This window comes from Streptomyces sp. NPDC015032 (assembly GCF_043080425.1).
In the GTDB taxonomy this organism is placed as follows: Bacteria; Actinomycetota; Actinomycetes; order Streptomycetales; family Streptomycetaceae; genus Streptomyces.
This window is the reverse complement of the sequence record NZ_JBIBVN010000007.1, coordinates 7,742-22,110: the sequence shown is the minus strand read 5'-3', so window position 1 is coordinate 22,110 and position 14,369 is coordinate 7,742. Positions and strand designations below refer to the sequence as shown.

Below are 14,369 nucleotides of genomic sequence, written 5' to 3'. Positions count from 1 at the left end.
ATACCCGGGCTGTACCGGACCAACGCTCCTACGCGGCTCAAGCGGGAGGTCCCGACGTGCGTCTCGCCGAAGGCCGGTTCACGATGGTTTAGCGGTGGCGGATCTTCAGCGTGATCAGGAGGTTGCGGGCTCGGCGGCGGATCTCGTGCCGCAGGAGCTCGCCGCGGGTTGGTTGCCTGTCGGGGATCTCTCCGAGGGAGAACGCCAGGAGTGGCTCGCTCTCCAGTGGTCTGCGTCTCACCTGTGTCTCCTGTTCCTCGGTTGTCGCGGTCAGCAGGCCTCGATCTGGTGATCGCCAAAGTCGAGGACGATGCGTAGCTCGCCGTCCAGGGCCGCGACGTAATCGCGGAGGGTGGGCAGGTCGACGTCGTCGAGGCCGCCGCGCTCGATGCGGGAGACGTTCGGCGGCGCGATGCCCATGGCGGTGGCGACTTCCGCCTGTGTCCGTCGCTGGCGGCGACGGATCTCTGCCAGGCGGCGCGCTCGCAGCCGATACTTCAGGTTGGCGCGTGCCTTGCTTTGTATTTCCTCCCCACGAGAGTGCTGTTCGTGATGTCCGCTAGGTGTGCCATCTCAAGAGATTGGCGCCACGCAGATGACCATCACTCTCGTCCCGATGGTCTTCCGGGACGCGTGCGCGTGTGTCGATCGTGTCCACCGCCGCGGCCCATCACGCTACTCCGCGCGGGCTCAGCGGACTGTCGGAGCCGGCGGTGTGAACGCCTCGCGCAGTTCGGCGGCGGCCTGGGTCATGAGCTGAGCGAGGGTGGTGTCCGGCTCGGCCAGCCAGCGGGGCATGGCGCGCCGGTGGATCGCCAGCACCACGTCGATGATGAAGCGTGCTTTGCCGGGCTCGACGCCGCGGCGCTCGAGCGCCGGTGCCAGTGCGTCCGCGATGTCGGCGAGCTTGATCAGATCGCGCTCGGCCAGTGCCGGGTTGGCGGCGATCACTCTTGCCCGGCGCAGCAGGAACTCGCGTGGGCGGAAGATCTCCTCGGCGGTTCCCAGCGCCGTCAGCAGCGCCTCGATCGGGGTGAGGCCCGGGTCGACCGCCTCGAGCTGGGCGACGAGGTGGGCCTCGAGTTCCTTGCCGGCGAAGAGGACTTCCCGCTTGTCGGGGAAGTAGCGGTAGAAGGAGCGCTCCTTCAGACCGGCGGCGTCTGCGATCTGCGCGACAGAGGTGCGCTCGAAGCCCTGCGTCTCGAACAGCTCGAGCGCCGCGCGTTCGAGGCGGCCCTGTGCGTCGGATTCCCATCGCGGCATAGCCACCAGCGTACAACAACAGGAGCTGTCATCAGCTGGTATGGTCGATGACAACAGATGCTGTCATTAGCCAGGAGATCGCCATGAAGGCTCTGCAATTCGACCGGTTCGGTTCCCCGGACGTGATCGTGCTCCGCGACGTCCCACAGCCGGAGCCAGGGCCCGGCCAGATCCGGATCGCCGTGCGGGCGTGCGGCCTGACACCGGCCGACTGGCACGTCGTCGATGGCCTCCTCGCCGACCAGCTGCCGCCGCTGCCGCGCGGGCTCGGCCTGGAGGTCGCGGGCACCGTCGACGCGCTCGGCGACGGCGTCACCGGCGTCCAGATCGGCGACCGCGTGTTCGGCCCGGCCACCTTCGACGGCCCGACGGCCGGCGCCGCCGAGTACGCGCTGATGCCGGCCTGGGCACGCATTCCCGAGGGCGTCACCGCCGAGCAGGCCGCCGCGCTGCCGATGGCGGCCGAGACGGCGTGGCGCGCGCTCGACGACCTCGGCGTCCAGCCGGGTGAGCTACTGCTCGTCCACGGCGCGGGCACCACCGTGGGTGAGGCGGCGGTGCGCTTCGCGCTGCACCGGGGTATTCGGGTGATCGCCACAGCCGGGCCGGCCCGGGCCGCCGCCCTGGAAGAGATCGGCGCCCAGGTGACCGCCTACGGCGAGGGCATGGCCGAACGCGTCAGCGCACTGACCTCAGGCCCCGTGGACCGCGCCCTGGACACCGCGCCGACCGGGGGCCGGATCGACCGCGCCGACCAGCCCAGCCCGGCCGGCGGCTCGCTACCGACCTTGATCGAGCTGACCGGGGATCCCGACCGTGTCCTCACCGTCTCGGACTTCGCCGCCGCAGCCGAACTGGGCGTCCGGATCACCACCGAGATCCGCTACGACCAGATGAATGAGTTCGCCAGGCTCGCCGGCGAAGGCATCCTGGTCGTACCGGTCGCCCGCACCTATACCCTCGACGAGATCCAGGAAGCGGCCAAGCTCAGCCAATCCCGCCGCCCCGGCGGCAAGCTCATGCTCGTCCTGTGATCGCCCCGCCAGTCCTCGTCCTGCCCGCTATTGCTCTCCTGCGTGTCGATAACGGGCCTGCCGCAAGCGCCTCACCAAGACACCAACGTCCCGTTTGCGATCCTCCGTAGTGATCGCGGGTCGGGGGTAGGGCTCGTGCATGAGGCCGGACGAGGTCGAACCGTCGCCGGATATCTGCGCCCAGTGCGGTGTCGCGCTCGGGCCTGGCGAGGGCCGTGTCATCTGCGTGCTGGACTCCTCGTTCGTCAGCCCGCTGACCCCGCTGCTCGACGGGAAGAGATTGCTGTTGGTGTGCTCGCCTGAGATGACGTAACGGTGGAGGCGCTGGCGGAGGCGTCCGGGCTGACGTCCGAGCAGGTCGTACCACGTCTGGGCCCTGTACCAGAACCACACCGGGCCGGTGGCGCTGCCCACGACGGTCGAGGGCCCGGCCCGCAGCGAGGCCGTCCGCCAGGGGGACAACCCCGACGCCGGGGGCGAGTTCAGCACCCGGCCCGGGGTCGTGCCGCACCTGGACGCGAGCGCCTCGCTGTCGGCGGACGGGCGGCGGCTGTACGTGGCCGTGGTCAACCGGCACCGGGACGCGGCGCTGACAGCCCGTATCGTCCGGGACGGCGCGGGCGGCGGCGGGCTGCCGGCCGTGGCACAGGTCCGGGACCTGGGCGCGGAGGCGGACGACGTGCTCGCGGCCAACAGCCTGACCGAGCCCGACCGGGTCGCGGTGCGGGAGCGCGGGGCGGTGGAGACGCCGGACGGACGCTATGCCTTTCCGGCGCACTCGGTGACGGTGCTCGCCTACGACCTGGGCTGACGACGGGCGAGCAGCGTGGCGTCCTCGGCGTGCACCTGCTCGCCGCCGCGATCCAGCGTGCGCGGCCGCTGCCCGGCCACCACGACCTCGAAGTCCGCCGGGAGGGCCGGCAGCAGCTGTTCGGCGCGGAACATGGCCTTGCGGTGGTTCTCGGTCATCTCGCCGAAGCGCCCGGACGCACTCGCCGCCGTACTCGCCCTCACCGCGTGCGCCGTACTGGCCGGAGCGACCTCGCTGTTGGCGGTCGGCGAGTGGATCACCGATACCCCCGCGCATGTGCTCCACCGGCTCGGCGTCCGTCCCGAGTCCATCAGCACCACACCCTGGCGGCTCCCATCGCAACAGCGATGGGAGCCCTGACATCGGTCGTGACCGTCGTCCCCCTCGTCATCAGCTCCGGCAGGTAACCAGGCCGTGTGCCTGCCGGCCCGGCCAAAGCCGGCGCTGCTGCGCGTGCTGTGCAGCCGGCGCGGCAGGGTGGAACAGGTCCGGCGCGCTCGGGATCACCCACAGGTTCTCTCCGCGTGCCGGCGCATCAGGGACCGGGCCTGCGTACAGGTCTCCGGTATCCCCCCGGGCCGGTTTGGAGCATGCCTTCCAGAGCGGCTGGTGTGCGGGTGTGCGAGCGGTGGCGAGCGATCTGCTGCTTATCGCCGGCACCACCGCCGCCCAACGCGGGCGAGCCACGTCCAACGCCCAGCTGAGTCAGGGTCCGTGGCTTCCGGGTCGGGACAGCGTGACGGCGACTGGTGCCGACACGGGGCCGGCACCAGTCGCGGTCACCTCATCACCCCACCGCTCGTTCCCGGGCTGTTGGATCAGGACCGGCTTTCGGAGACGGGTCGTGGTCTCGGACATAGACGGTGACTCGCGCCCCGTTGACATGGGTTGTTCCGTACTCCCGGAAGTGGCGCCGCAGGGTGCTTGTTTTCGCTTCCTCCTGCGGGTTGGTCGGCGAGTGCGCATCCGCCGCGCGGACCGCGACGATCCGGTCGAATTCCAGCATGCGTGCCGCAATGTCCTGGGCGGGAAGCTCGACACCTGCAAGTGTGTTCGATGAAACGGGGTCCTGTGCCAGGGCCAGATCCGTGAGGAAACGGGTGTCCTCGGGGTTGGCCGCGGTCAAGATCCGGTGCCGGCCAAAGAGATAGAGCAGCCCGTCGCCGGGACGGCCTTCCTTGCGTACGGTGGCCCCGATGGCGGTGACGTCATTGCTCCGGCTCTGGGGCGTCCGCAGCCACAGGCTCGGCGGCACGAGCGCGGCCAGTACGGCAACTACGGCAACCGCCGCGATCCACGCGTTGCGGGAAGACTGCCGCAGCCGGTGGAAGTAATCCATCCAGGCGCCCAGCAGCAAGGCGATTCCGATGTTGCTGTAGAGCACATACCGGTCGACGAAGAGGGGCTTGACCAGTGAGGCGATCAGCAGCAGAAGGCCCGGGAGCACAAGAATCGGCACAGCCAGCGCAGAAAGCCGTACGGGCCCCCTCACCCCCAGGGGCGCTCGGGCACACACCACGCCCACGACCGCCACAACCAGCAAATAGGGAAGCCGCACCGGCCCGCCGATCCAGGACACCTGCTCCGACTGCCCCACACTGCGGATCGCCAGTGGCAACAGCCCGGCCACAACGCCCGCGGCAGTCACACTCCACGACCTGATCACCGGTCGTGGAACACGGGAGACGACCAGTGTGACGCCGTGTGCGACCAGGGCGAGGACCGCGAACTCATGGAGCAGACAGGCCAGCAGCATGGTGGAGCCATAGACCGCCCACCGCCACCGGGCGCGATGCGGGACGCTGACCACGAGCGCATAGGTGGCCCAGGTGACCAGGGCACAGACCATGGCATACGAGCGGCCTTCCTGCGCGTACTTCTGAACCTGGGGAAGGAGCGGAAACACCAGCCCGGCCAGCAGCCCGGCACGGGGTCCCGCCAGGCGTAGCGCCACAAGCCCGACTCCGCTCGCCGCCACGGACATTGCCAGCACCGACGGCAGCCGCAACGTCAGCAGCCCCCCGCCGAAGAGACCGAAGATCTCATGCATCACGGCGTAGTAAAGGGCATGGACCAGATCAACATGCTGGGCGGTGTGCCATATCTGCGAAAGATCGCGGTGCGCGAGCTGATAGGTGACGGACTCGTCCCCCCACATCGTGTTCTTCCTGCGGATACCCCAGAGCCCCAGAGCGATGGTCAGCGACAAGGGCGCGATGACGATGACGGCTTTGGCCGGGCCCGGTGATGGTCTACGGGCGGGTACGGGAGGGGACACCGTCCTGACCACGGCGGGCGCACGTTCATCAGGGGAAACCGTCCTGGCCTCGGCGGGGGCACGTTTATCAAGGGACATCGGCGACAGGGCCTTTCAGCAGTGGCGAAGACACTCCGCCAGCGTGCCCGGACCTCGTTGACCGCTTGCTGACCCAACCTGACCGGCCGATCAGGAAGGCGGGTCGGCAGTGTGCGAGGCTGCACCCCATGCGCATCCTGGTGGTCGAAGACGAAGTGGACCTTGCCCACACCCTGCACACCGGTCTGACCGCCGAGGGCTACAGCGTCGACCTCGCCCATGACGGCCGGCAGGGACTGTGGATGGCCCGGACCGGTCAATACGCCCTTGTCGTACTGGACTTGATGCTGCCCTCACTCAACGGCTACAAGGTCTGCGCCCAGCTGCGCCGGGAGGGCAACGCGACCCCCATCCTGGTACTCACCGCCAAGGACGGGGAGTGGGATCAGGCAGAGGCCCTGGACACGGGGGCCGATGACTACCTGGCCAAACCCTTCTCCTACATGGTGCTCGTCGCACGGCTGCGGGCCCTGGTCAGACGAGCCGCGACGGCCGCCCCGCCCGTCCTTGCCGTGGGCGACCTCTCGTTGGATGTCGCCGGCCGGGTCTGCCGCCGGGCCGGGGTCCGGGTGGAACTCACACCCCGGGAGTTCGCCGTGCTGGAGTTGCTGGCCCGCCGGGCGGGCCAGGCGGTCTCCAAAACGGATCTGCTCTATCACGCGTGGCCCGACGAAGCCGAGGATCCCAACCTGGTGGAGGCGCGCGTCAGCGCCCTGCGCAAGAAGGTGGACGCCGCGTTCCACCGGCAGTCCCTGCAGACCGTACGGGGTACCGGCTACCGGCTGGTGGACGACCGTGAACGCGACTGAGCCGCGACGCCGCTGGTGGCCGCGTTCGGTACGAGCCGGAGCGGCCCTGGCCGCCGCCTCGACCGCCGCCGTCATTCTGGCCGGCATCGGCTGGTGGGTATACCACGACGTCCACCGCCAGGGAACGCAGATCGCCGAAGAACAAGCCCGGACACAACTCGGGTCTCTCTGCGAACAGTTGAGGCAGGGTGTCATTCCCGTGTCCACAAGCGCCGTGCCGTACGAGGTCGTCGCGACCGGCCGACGCACCGCTGTCGCCTACGGCGGAAGCATGGCGGACTTCGATCCCGGCACCCGCCATGTGATGCCCACCCCGCCGACGGCCGGGACGGCCGCGCTGATACCGCTCACCACCGTCCGCATACCTGTGAACCGCCACTACAACCCCAGGGACAAATTCAGTATGGCCGGCGGGACCCAGCGGGTCATGACCGCCGATATCTGGGCCGATGAACTCAGCAGCGACAAAGTCGCCGCTCTGGGTGTCGCCGCCGCCGCCAAGCTGCGGGTCTATGTGGTGGTGCTGCCGTACACGGCCGAGGCGATCACCGAGATCACCGACCGTCTGCTGCTCCTGGCCGGGATCGTCAGCCTCGTACTGATCGCCGCCGTCACCTATTTCGCCGTCCGCATCGCGCTGCGGCCGGTCGAAGCCATCCGTGTCCTCACCGCCTCGGTCACCGCGAGCGACCCCCGTGAACGGGTCACCGTCCCCGCCACGGGACACGAGATCACCGCCCTGGCCACCACCATCAACACCACCCTCCAGCGCCTCGACAACGCCGCCGCCCAGCAACGCCGCTTCGTCGCGGACGCCGCCCACGAACTGCGCAGCCCCCTCACCACACTGCTGGCCAGCCTGGAAGTCGCGCTCGCCTACCCGGAACGCACCGACTGGCCCGCCACGGCCACCACCGCCGCACGACAGACCCGCCGCCTCCAGGCCCTCGCCGAAGACCTGCTGCTCCTCGCCCGCCTGGACACCCGCACCCCCACAGCCGCCCCCGAAACCGTCGACCTGGCAGCCCTCGCCTCCCGGCTGACCGAGCAATACCCACTCGCCGAACGGTCGTTGACCCTCAGCTGCGACAGCACCGCCTCCGTGTACGTACATGGAAACCCCGACGAACTCGAACGGCTGCTGCGCAACCTCATCGACAACGCCATCCGCCACGCCGCGCACCGCATCCAGATCACCGTCCGGAACCAGGATGACCGGGTCGTCCTCACGGTGCACGACGACGGACCGGGGGTGCCCACCGAGGACGCCGAGCGCATCTTCGAACGCTTCGTCCGGCTCGACGACGCCCGCTCCCGCGACCACGGCGGCACCGGCCTGGGCCTCGCCATCGCCCGCGACCTGGCCCACCGCCACCGAGGCACCCTCACCTTCACCCCCCGCACCCTCGGAGCATGCTTCGAGCTACGCCTTCCCCGAGCCCCCATCCCAGCCGAGAAATAACGCGCTTCACCGCGACCCGACGCGGATGGAAGAGGCTCCCTGGTGGACCGTCCCCGACGACGAGTGAGAGACTGGCATCCCGTGCTACCAGTGATCTTCCTTCACGGCCTCATCGGTCCGTTCTCTGACCCTCGTGCGGTAGATCAGCCTGGTTGTACGACCCGGCCTGAGGCAGATCATCCCGGCCATCAGGACACGACCTGAACCCTTGCCTGTCACCTTGCCCAGCGGCGTCCGGCCCCGCCGCGACCAGGTCCGGCCCTTCCCGGGCTTCGGGTCCTGTCCGGCCTCGTCCTCGAAAGCTGTCCACGCGCCCAGGAGCTGGGCCGTCCTCTTACCCGTGACCACTGCTCCGTTCGCCACAGCTCAACGCCTTGCTCGTCCCGCTCGACGGCCCTGTGTGCGGGGACCTGCGGTGACCAGCCCAGCCTGTGCAGCAGATATGACACCCCGCGCGGGGTGGACCGGTGCCCGAACAGCCGGTGAATCAGCTCCGCGACCCTCGCGAGGGTCCACCGCTGGTCCTCCACCCAGCCGTGCGCCGCCGGGCCGGCCTCCAGCTCGGTCTGCAACCGCTCCGTCTGGGCATCGCTGAGCCGGCACGGAAAGCCACCGGCTCCCCTGGGCTCCAGGGCAGCCCTGCCACCCTGACGCCAGTCTGCGTGCCAGGCATACGGCCATCCTGCCGGTGGCGTGGTGACGTCTGACCATCCCCTCGTAGCGTGGAGTCCGTGATTGCAGGGGAAGTTGGGATCCATGGGGTCCAAGAAGAAGCCGCCGTACGACGCCGAGTTCCGTGAGGGCGCGGTGCGCATCGTGATCGAGACCGGGAGGTCGGCCGGGGACGTCGCCGAGGAGCTCGGCATCAACCCGGGCACGCTGCACAGCTGGGTGTCGCGGTGGCGGCGCAACGGGACGACGTCCTCGGACCGGCCCGTACAACCGACAGCCGTGGGCTTCCCCACCCAGCGAGGACGCACATCGGCGATCCGCCATCTCGTGCTCCTGGCCCCCGCTCCCGTGGTCGCCCGCATGCTCGGCTACCACGACGACACCACCGCCCAGCTCGCCGCCGAGGCCGGAGGAACCTGGCGCCACTATGCCCCCAGTGACCACACACGGTGACCAAGAGAGATGGACAAGCGGGCTCGGCCTCGCCCTGCCGGTCCCCGTGCCCCGCCCCCACACCCCGCCGGACGGCGCCGGAGTCAGATCCCGGGTCCGTAACCGGGGTCCGGCTGCTGGCGGGGGGTCCACCACTCGGTGAGCCCCCACACCCCGAGCGCGAGCGCGGCCACGGCTGCGAGTGCCGCGACCCAGAGACGGTGCACCCATTGCGTGGTCAGCGTCCAGGCGAAGAGCGGAAGCAGAGCGCCGCCGAGCACGATGAGCGGCAGATCGACGAAGAGCACGCTCAGATCGCGAGCCTGGCCCTCGAACCCGCCGTCGACACTGGACGCGGCCCGCGGTGCCCAGACAAGCGGCGCGGTCGTCGAACCCAGGCCGGCGAGGAGGCATCCGGCGGCACCTCTGGTCGTTGGGTTCATGCCCGTGGTCCGTCCCGTGGTCTTTCTGCTCATGCCCGCGACAGACGCGATGGCACGGTGCACGGTTCCAGGGATCACACAAGGTCACCAACGGGCCCACTGAAGCTGAGAACTGGAGACAGTTGATTACGCGAGCTCACCAGTACACACCCCTACAAGTGGGTGCGCCGCTGGCGCGCCGAGGGGGACGTCGGCCAACGGTGCAGGTGGGAGGCGTGATCACGGCCTGGGCCCACTGTGGACCCTCAGCGCCCCGGATCCTGCGGCCGGAGCGCGCGACCGATGCGTTCCGGGCTCGGCCCCGGCTACCGGGCATCAGGTGCGCGGCCGGCCGTTCCGGCCGTGTTCCGCGACCCGGTCCGTCACCCGCTCGATCGCCGCTACCGCCACGTCCGGGCGGTCCACGTAGATGTAGTGGCCGCTGCCCTTGGCCGTGGTGAGGGAGGCGTTCCGGGACAGGGACAGCCACTCGTGCTGGCCCTTGGACCACATGGCCTCCAGGGCCGGGCCGTAGTCCGGGACCTCCGCGTACTGGGACTCGTGCTTGATGATCTGCACAGGCATGTCGCCCGCCGAGCGGACCTTGCCGTCCGCGATTAGGAACCGCTCCGGGTTCTCGCCCTGGTTCACCGCCAGGGTCTGGTCACGGAGTTCGGCCGGCATGCCCGTCGCCGAGTCGGGGATCGCCTTGGCGATGTCGGCGCTCAGGTTGGGGATCGTGGCGTCCATCAGGACCAGGCCCTTGACCTTGTCCCGGTGGTCGGGGGCGTAACGGGCGGCTATGTAGCCGCCCAGGGAGTGGCCGGCCAGAATCACCGGGTGGTCGCCCGTGACGCGGTTGAGCACGCCCGTCAGGATCCTGCCCGTGTCCAGCATCGTCTGGAGGCTTTGCGGCTGGTCGCTCTCGCCCTCGCCCAGGCGGTCGTAGGAGCAGACCCGCTGTTTCCTGCTCAGTGTCTTCTGGAGGTCGGCCGTCGCGTCCAGGCCGTCACCGCCGCCCGGAAGCAGCATCACGACCGGCTCGCTGTGCCGCGCCGTACCGGTGCAGGAGACGTTGATCGTGTGGCCGTTCACCGCGATCTTCTTCGTTCCCGTGCCCGTGAAGGCCTGCGGCCGCGTTACCCCCTCCGCCTGCGTTCCGCCGTAGGCGATCAGGCCCGCGCCTGCCACCGCGCACAGGGTGGCGGCCACCGAGGTTGCCTTGATCAGCTTGCGGGTGGTCGTGGTCATCAGTTGTTCCTCTCGTCAGGGCCTCGGGGCTCTGCCCCCCGGTCGGCGGCACAACTGAAATTTATTGATCTCCCACGACCGAATCGTCACCCCACGGTGCGCACTTGTCCGTAGCTCAGTCGGGGGACAAGCCCGCGACCGTCAGGTCGCCAGGCCGTGGCGGTAGGCGTACACCACCGCCTGGACGCGGTCGCGCAGGCCCAGCTTCGTCAGGATGCGGGAGACGAACGTCTTCACCGTCTCCTGGCTGATCTGAAGCGCCTTCGCTATCTCGCTGTTCGACAGGCCGTCCGCGATGAGGCGGAGCACCTCCAGCTCGCGCGGTGTCAGCGGGTGGCCGTCTGGGGCCGTGTCCGTGGGGCGGATGCGGGCCGCGTACTTGCCGACGAGCTGGCGGGTGACCTCCGGGTCCAGCAGCGCCGCGCCCGAGGCCACCGTGCGGATGCCGTGCAGGAGCTGGGCCGGGGGCGCGTCCTTCAGGAGGAAGCCGCTGGCGCCCGCGCGCAGGGCCTCGTAGACGTACTCGTCGAGGTTGAAGGTCGTCACGACCAGGACTTTCGCCGGGTTCGGGACCGCCGAGCCGGCCAGGAGGCGGGTGGCCTCTATGCCGTCCAGGACCGGCATCCGGACGTCCATCACCACCACGTCCGGATGCAGGCGGGCCGCCATGTCGACCGCGGCCCGGCCGTCCCCGCACTCGCCCGCCACCTCCATGTCCGGCTGCGCGTCGATGATGGTCACCAGGCCGGTGCGGATGAGGGCCTGGTCGTCGCAGACCACCACCCGGACCGGTGCGGCCGGTGCGGTCATGAGGACGCTCCCGCGGGTATGCGCGCGCGGACCACGAAGCCGCCCCCGGCCGTGCGGCCCGCCTCGAAGTCGCCGCCCAGGACGTTGACCCGTTCCCGCAGCCCCGTCAGGCCCCGCCCGCTGCCGCCCGGCGACGCCGCCGCCGAGCCGGAGTGGTCCGTACTGACCTTCACCGTGATCTCCTTCTCGCTGTGCCGTATCTCGACCGAGGTCCGGCCGCCATGGGCGTACTTGAGGGCATTGGTCAGCGCTTCCTGCACCACCCGGTAGGCCACCAGGTCGGCGCTGCCGGTCGACTCCGCCGGCGTGCCCTCCTCGGTGAACTCCACCGGCTGTCCCGCCCGGCGCGTGTCCTCGACGAGGGTGAGCAGGCGGCCGACGGGCGGCGTCCTGGGTTCGGCCGCGGAATGCGTGCCGTGGTCGGGGTTCAGCAGGTCCAGCAGATGACGCAGGTCGGTGATCGCCCGGCGGCCGGTGTCGGTGACGGCAGTCAGCGACTGGTCGAGGCGTTCGGGGGCCGCGTTCAGATAGCGGGCCGCCTCCGCCTGCACGACCATGGCCGTCACGTGGTGCGTGACCACGTCGTGCAACTCGCGGGCGATGCGCTGGCGTTCGGCGATCAACGTGTCCTCGGCGACTCGCCGGCGGCGTTCCTCCTCCGCGGCCTGCGTGGCGCGCAGCCAGTTCCCGATGGCCCACACCAGGGCCATCGCCAGGTAGAACAGCACGAACTCGGCGGGCGACTCGCCCCGGCCCAGCCGGTGCAGCGCGACACAGAACAGCACGTAGGCCGCGGTGAAGGCGAGGAGCTTGGGGCGGCGGTGGCTTTCCAGGCGGGAGCCGGCGCCCACCAGCGCCAGGGCCAGTCCGGTGCCGCCCAGGGAGTGGTAGCCGCGCAGTTGGTCGGCGGCGAAGCCGACGGACACCACGGTCAGGCAGACGGTCGGCCAGCGTCGGCACAGGGCGAGCGGCAGGGTCTCGCAGACGACGGCCACGACGGCCAGGGCGTCGAACGGGCGGTCCGGCACGGTGCCGACCACCGTGCCGTGGCCTCGGAGTCCGGGCAGGAGCGCGGCAACCAGGAGCACCGGTCCCAGCGGCCAGAACCAGGCCGTCACGTCGAACCGGTGCCACAGTTCCCGGGCCCGCCGAAGGCTGATCACCGGGCGAGTGTAGCGACGGCGCCGGACCGGTCGGCCCGACGGCGGGGGACCAGGTTGCCCCGGCGGTGCGCCAGCCACATGAACGCGGCCGTCGTCAGCACACCGAACAGCACCGAGTACACGCTCGCCTCCGGGCCGAACTCACCGCCGGTCAGCAGCCGCGGCCCCGAGGTCACCGAGCCGAGCAGGCCGTGCTCGGTGCCGTTGCCGGAGACCTCGGTGCCGAAGATGCCGGACTCCGCGAAGTTCCAGCCGAAGTGCAGGCCGATCGGCAGCCAGAGGGTGCGGGTGGCGATGTAGGCGCCGCCGAGCATGCCGCCCGCCTCGACAGCGATGGCGATGGCTCCCCAGAGGGTGGCGTGCTCGTTGAGCAGGTGGGACAGGCCGAACAGGAGGCTGGTCGCGACCAGCGCGAGCCAGGTGCCGATGCGCTGCTCGATGATGCGCAGCAGCACGCCGCGGTACAGCAGTTCCTCGGTCACCGCGGCGACGGCCATGAAGCCGACCAGCCCCAGCGCCCCGGTCACCGAGTCCAGGCCGTCCACCTTGTAGTAACCGGAGGCGGCGAGGTTGGTGATGACCATGCTGAACAGCACGGCGCCGAGCAGCGTGCCCCGGCCGAACGCCTTGCCGGCACCTTCCCGGCCCACCTCGGTGGACGGGCGGCGCTCGGTCCGCCGGACCACCCAGCCGTAGACCAACAGCGCGAGCGCGGCGGCCAGGAGACCCAGGACCAGCCGGAGGAGCCAGTTGCCCTCGGCGGCGATCACCGCCTGACCCCCTATGAACGAGACGGCCACGACGGCCAGCAGTTGCCAGACGAATCTCATGAGAACCCCTTCGTACCGCCCGAATCGGTGTCCGCGGCCGGTGCTCCGCGACTGATCGGAACGCTACGGATCCGGCGGCCGACAATCGTCCCCACGCAGAGCGCACCTGCGCGTCGCTCCCACGGGGGACAACCACCATTTCGGCGTCTGGCTGCGTAGGTGAAAACGTCACGTACAGAACCAGGCGGTCGACGATAGCGGCCCAGAGGCGGGTGTCTCGTAGACGGTCTCGCTCATGCGGCCCACGCTAGACGAATAAGTCCGATGTATTCAGTGATCGAATGCGACCAGCGACCGCATGCTCGGGGCGCCGGTCTTGTGGTTGCGCCAGATAGCGGCGGCCATGGCGAGGATGCGCTGGGCGACACGGACGGCGACGCCCTCGAAGGTCCGTCCGCCGTGCTGCTCCAGGTCCAACTGCCCCTTGAGGGTGTCGTTCACGGACTCGATCAGCTGCCGCACCGACTTGAGCAGGCCCTCGCCCTTGCGCTTCTTCTCCCGCTTGAACGAGGGCCGCAGCAGTTCGGCCCCACGCATGACCAGGTCATTCTCGAACTCCTTGGAGGCGAAGCCCTTGTCCGCGGTGATCAGCAGTCCGGGCCGGTCGGCGACCAGGTCTTCATCGACGTCGAGCATGGCCTGGAGCACTTCCCGTTCGTCGAGTTTCGGGTTCGCCAGCGCCCACAGGATCGCTCCCGAGCCCACGGAAGCTGACGTCGAGGTCGTCGACGTCCTGTCTGACGACGTCGACCCAGAGGAACGCCGCGCTCTGGTCGAGCGAGAGCAGCAGGACTACTCGGCACCTGGGTCGTGCTGGACATCAAGCCCGTCGACGACAGCGGCCAGGCCGCATACGTGTCGGGGCTGCACCAGCAGCTGTCAGACATTGTCAACGGCTTCCCGCCCGTACTCCCGGCTCGGGGTTAGCACCACCTCTTCCCCCAGGGACTTCCACCCCCAAGCAATCACCCATGCTGGGCGCATACACGGAAGGGGGGGGTGGTGGGGGGGGGGGTAGCCACAAAGGTGTGTTGGGGGGGGGGGGGGGCCGAGC

Annotated in this window: 18 protein-coding genes and 1 pseudogene; 7 read left to right on the top strand and 12 right to left on the bottom strand. The window is 69.8% G+C overall.

Features of this window, described 5'->3' with window-relative positions; all coding sequences use genetic code 11:
* Positions 1 to 88 precede the first annotated feature (88 nt).
* From ACF08M_RS13145 to ACF08M_RS13135, 3 genes are all read right to left on the bottom strand, one after another.
* Complete coding sequence (locus ACF08M_RS13145; RefSeq protein WP_392185333.1) at positions 89 to 241, bottom strand: hypothetical protein; 153 nt, start codon at positions 239 to 241, stop codon at positions 89 to 91.
* 29 nt (positions 242 to 270) lie between these two features.
* Positions 271 to 525, bottom strand: coding sequence for an XRE family transcriptional regulator (locus tag ACF08M_RS13140; RefSeq protein WP_392185522.1), 255 nt, complete (start codon positions 523 to 525; stop codon positions 271 to 273).
* A 165-nt stretch (positions 526 to 690) separates the two neighbouring features.
* A complete protein-coding gene (locus ACF08M_RS13135) occupies positions 691 to 1,263 on the bottom strand; it encodes a TetR/AcrR family transcriptional regulator (RefSeq protein WP_392185332.1) in 573 nt (190 codons plus the stop codon).
* A gap of 83 nt (positions 1,264 to 1,346) precedes the next feature.
* Between ACF08M_RS13135 and ACF08M_RS13130 the strand changes: the two genes are divergently transcribed.
* From ACF08M_RS13130 to ACF08M_RS13120, 3 genes and pseudogenes are all read left to right on the top strand, one after another.
* Positions 1,347 to 2,297 carry an NADP-dependent oxidoreductase gene (locus ACF08M_RS13130; protein ID WP_392185331.1) on the top strand — a complete coding sequence of 317 codons (951 nt, stop codon included), beginning with the start codon at positions 1,347 to 1,349 and terminating at the stop codon, positions 2,295 to 2,297.
* A gap of 139 nt (positions 2,298 to 2,436) precedes the next feature.
* Entirely contained in the window at positions 2,437 to 2,610 is a 174-nt protein-coding gene (locus ACF08M_RS13125) for a hypothetical protein (protein WP_392185330.1), read from the top strand.
* Between the two features lie 57 nt (positions 2,611 to 2,667).
* Positions 2,668 to 3,108 (top strand): annotated as a pseudogene (locus ACF08M_RS13120) (hypothetical protein); the annotation flags it as partial.
* Here ACF08M_RS13120 and ACF08M_RS13115 read toward each other — a convergent pair.
* Complete coding sequence (locus tag ACF08M_RS13115; RefSeq protein WP_392185329.1) at positions 3,093 to 3,266, bottom strand: hypothetical protein; 174 nt, start codon at positions 3,264 to 3,266, stop codon at positions 3,093 to 3,095. The pseudogene ACF08M_RS13120 and the gene ACF08M_RS13115 sit on opposite strands and share 16 nt — an antisense overlap.
* Between ACF08M_RS13115 and ACF08M_RS13110 the strand changes: the two genes are divergently transcribed.
* Complete coding sequence (locus ACF08M_RS13110; protein ID WP_392185328.1) at positions 3,247 to 3,468, top strand: hypothetical protein; 222 nt, start codon at positions 3,247 to 3,249, stop codon at positions 3,466 to 3,468. The two genes, ACF08M_RS13115 and ACF08M_RS13110, sit on opposite strands and share 20 nt — an antisense overlap.
* A 427-nt stretch (positions 3,469 to 3,895) precedes the next feature.
* Here ACF08M_RS13110 and ACF08M_RS13105 read toward each other — a convergent pair whose 3' ends face one another.
* A complete protein-coding gene (locus ACF08M_RS13105; RefSeq protein ID WP_392185327.1) occupies positions 3,896 to 5,317 on the bottom strand; it encodes a hypothetical protein in 1,422 nt (473 codons plus the stop codon).
* A 275-nt stretch (positions 5,318 to 5,592) separates the two neighbouring features.
* Between ACF08M_RS13105 and ACF08M_RS13100 the strand changes: the two genes are divergently transcribed.
* Both ACF08M_RS13100 and ACF08M_RS13095 read left to right on the top strand, forming a co-directional pair.
* Positions 5,593 to 6,273: a response regulator transcription factor gene (locus ACF08M_RS13100; protein WP_392185326.1), complete on the top strand. Its 681-nt coding sequence runs from the start codon at positions 5,593 to 5,595 to the stop codon at positions 6,271 to 6,273.
* Positions 6,260 to 7,735 carry a sensor histidine kinase gene (locus ACF08M_RS13095; protein WP_392185325.1) on the top strand — a complete coding sequence of 492 codons (1,476 nt, stop codon included), beginning with the start codon at positions 6,260 to 6,262 and terminating at the stop codon, positions 7,733 to 7,735. Before ACF08M_RS13100 ends, ACF08M_RS13095 begins: the two co-directional genes overlap by 14 nt.
* Before the next feature lie 215 nt (positions 7,736 to 7,950).
* Here the strand turns inward: ACF08M_RS13095 and ACF08M_RS13090 are convergent, their stop codons facing one another.
* Complete coding sequence (locus ACF08M_RS13090; protein WP_392185324.1) at positions 7,951 to 8,493, bottom strand: winged helix-turn-helix domain-containing protein; 543 nt, start codon at positions 8,491 to 8,493, stop codon at positions 7,951 to 7,953.
* Between ACF08M_RS13090 and ACF08M_RS13085 the strand changes: the two genes are divergently transcribed.
* The gene (locus ACF08M_RS13085; protein WP_392185323.1) at positions 8,492 to 8,860 is read left to right on the top strand and encodes a transposase; all 369 of its coding nucleotides are present in this window, start codon (positions 8,492 to 8,494) and stop codon (positions 8,858 to 8,860) included. The two genes, ACF08M_RS13090 and ACF08M_RS13085, sit on opposite strands and share 2 nt — an antisense overlap.
* Before the next feature lie 83 nt (positions 8,861 to 8,943).
* Here the strand turns inward: ACF08M_RS13085 and ACF08M_RS13080 are convergent, their stop codons facing one another.
* The 6 genes from ACF08M_RS13080 to ACF08M_RS13055 form a co-directional block, all read right to left on the bottom strand.
* Complete coding sequence (locus ACF08M_RS13080) at positions 8,944 to 9,282, bottom strand: hypothetical protein (RefSeq protein WP_392185322.1); 339 nt, start codon at positions 9,280 to 9,282, stop codon at positions 8,944 to 8,946.
* A 315-nt stretch (positions 9,283 to 9,597) separates the two neighbouring features.
* Entirely contained in the window at positions 9,598 to 10,512 is a 915-nt protein-coding gene (locus tag ACF08M_RS13075) for an alpha/beta fold hydrolase (protein WP_392185321.1), read from the bottom strand.
* A 141-nt stretch (positions 10,513 to 10,653) separates the two neighbouring features.
* Entirely contained in the window at positions 10,654 to 11,322 is a 669-nt protein-coding gene (locus tag ACF08M_RS13070; RefSeq protein ID WP_392185320.1) for a response regulator, read from the bottom strand.
* A complete protein-coding gene (locus ACF08M_RS13065) occupies positions 11,319 to 12,485 on the bottom strand; it encodes a sensor histidine kinase (RefSeq protein ID WP_392185319.1) in 1,167 nt (388 codons plus the stop codon). The genes ACF08M_RS13070 and ACF08M_RS13065 overlap by 4 nt, the downstream gene beginning before the upstream one ends.
* Positions 12,482 to 13,315: a CPBP family intramembrane glutamic endopeptidase gene (locus ACF08M_RS13060; protein WP_392185318.1), complete on the bottom strand. Its 834-nt coding sequence runs from the start codon at positions 13,313 to 13,315 to the stop codon at positions 12,482 to 12,484. Before ACF08M_RS13060 ends, ACF08M_RS13065 begins: the two co-directional genes overlap by 4 nt.
* Before the next feature lie 270 nt (positions 13,316 to 13,585).
* Complete coding sequence (locus tag ACF08M_RS13055; protein WP_392185317.1) at positions 13,586 to 14,020, bottom strand: hypothetical protein; 435 nt, start codon at positions 14,018 to 14,020, stop codon at positions 13,586 to 13,588.
* Between the last annotated feature and the right edge of the window lie 349 nt (positions 14,021 to 14,369).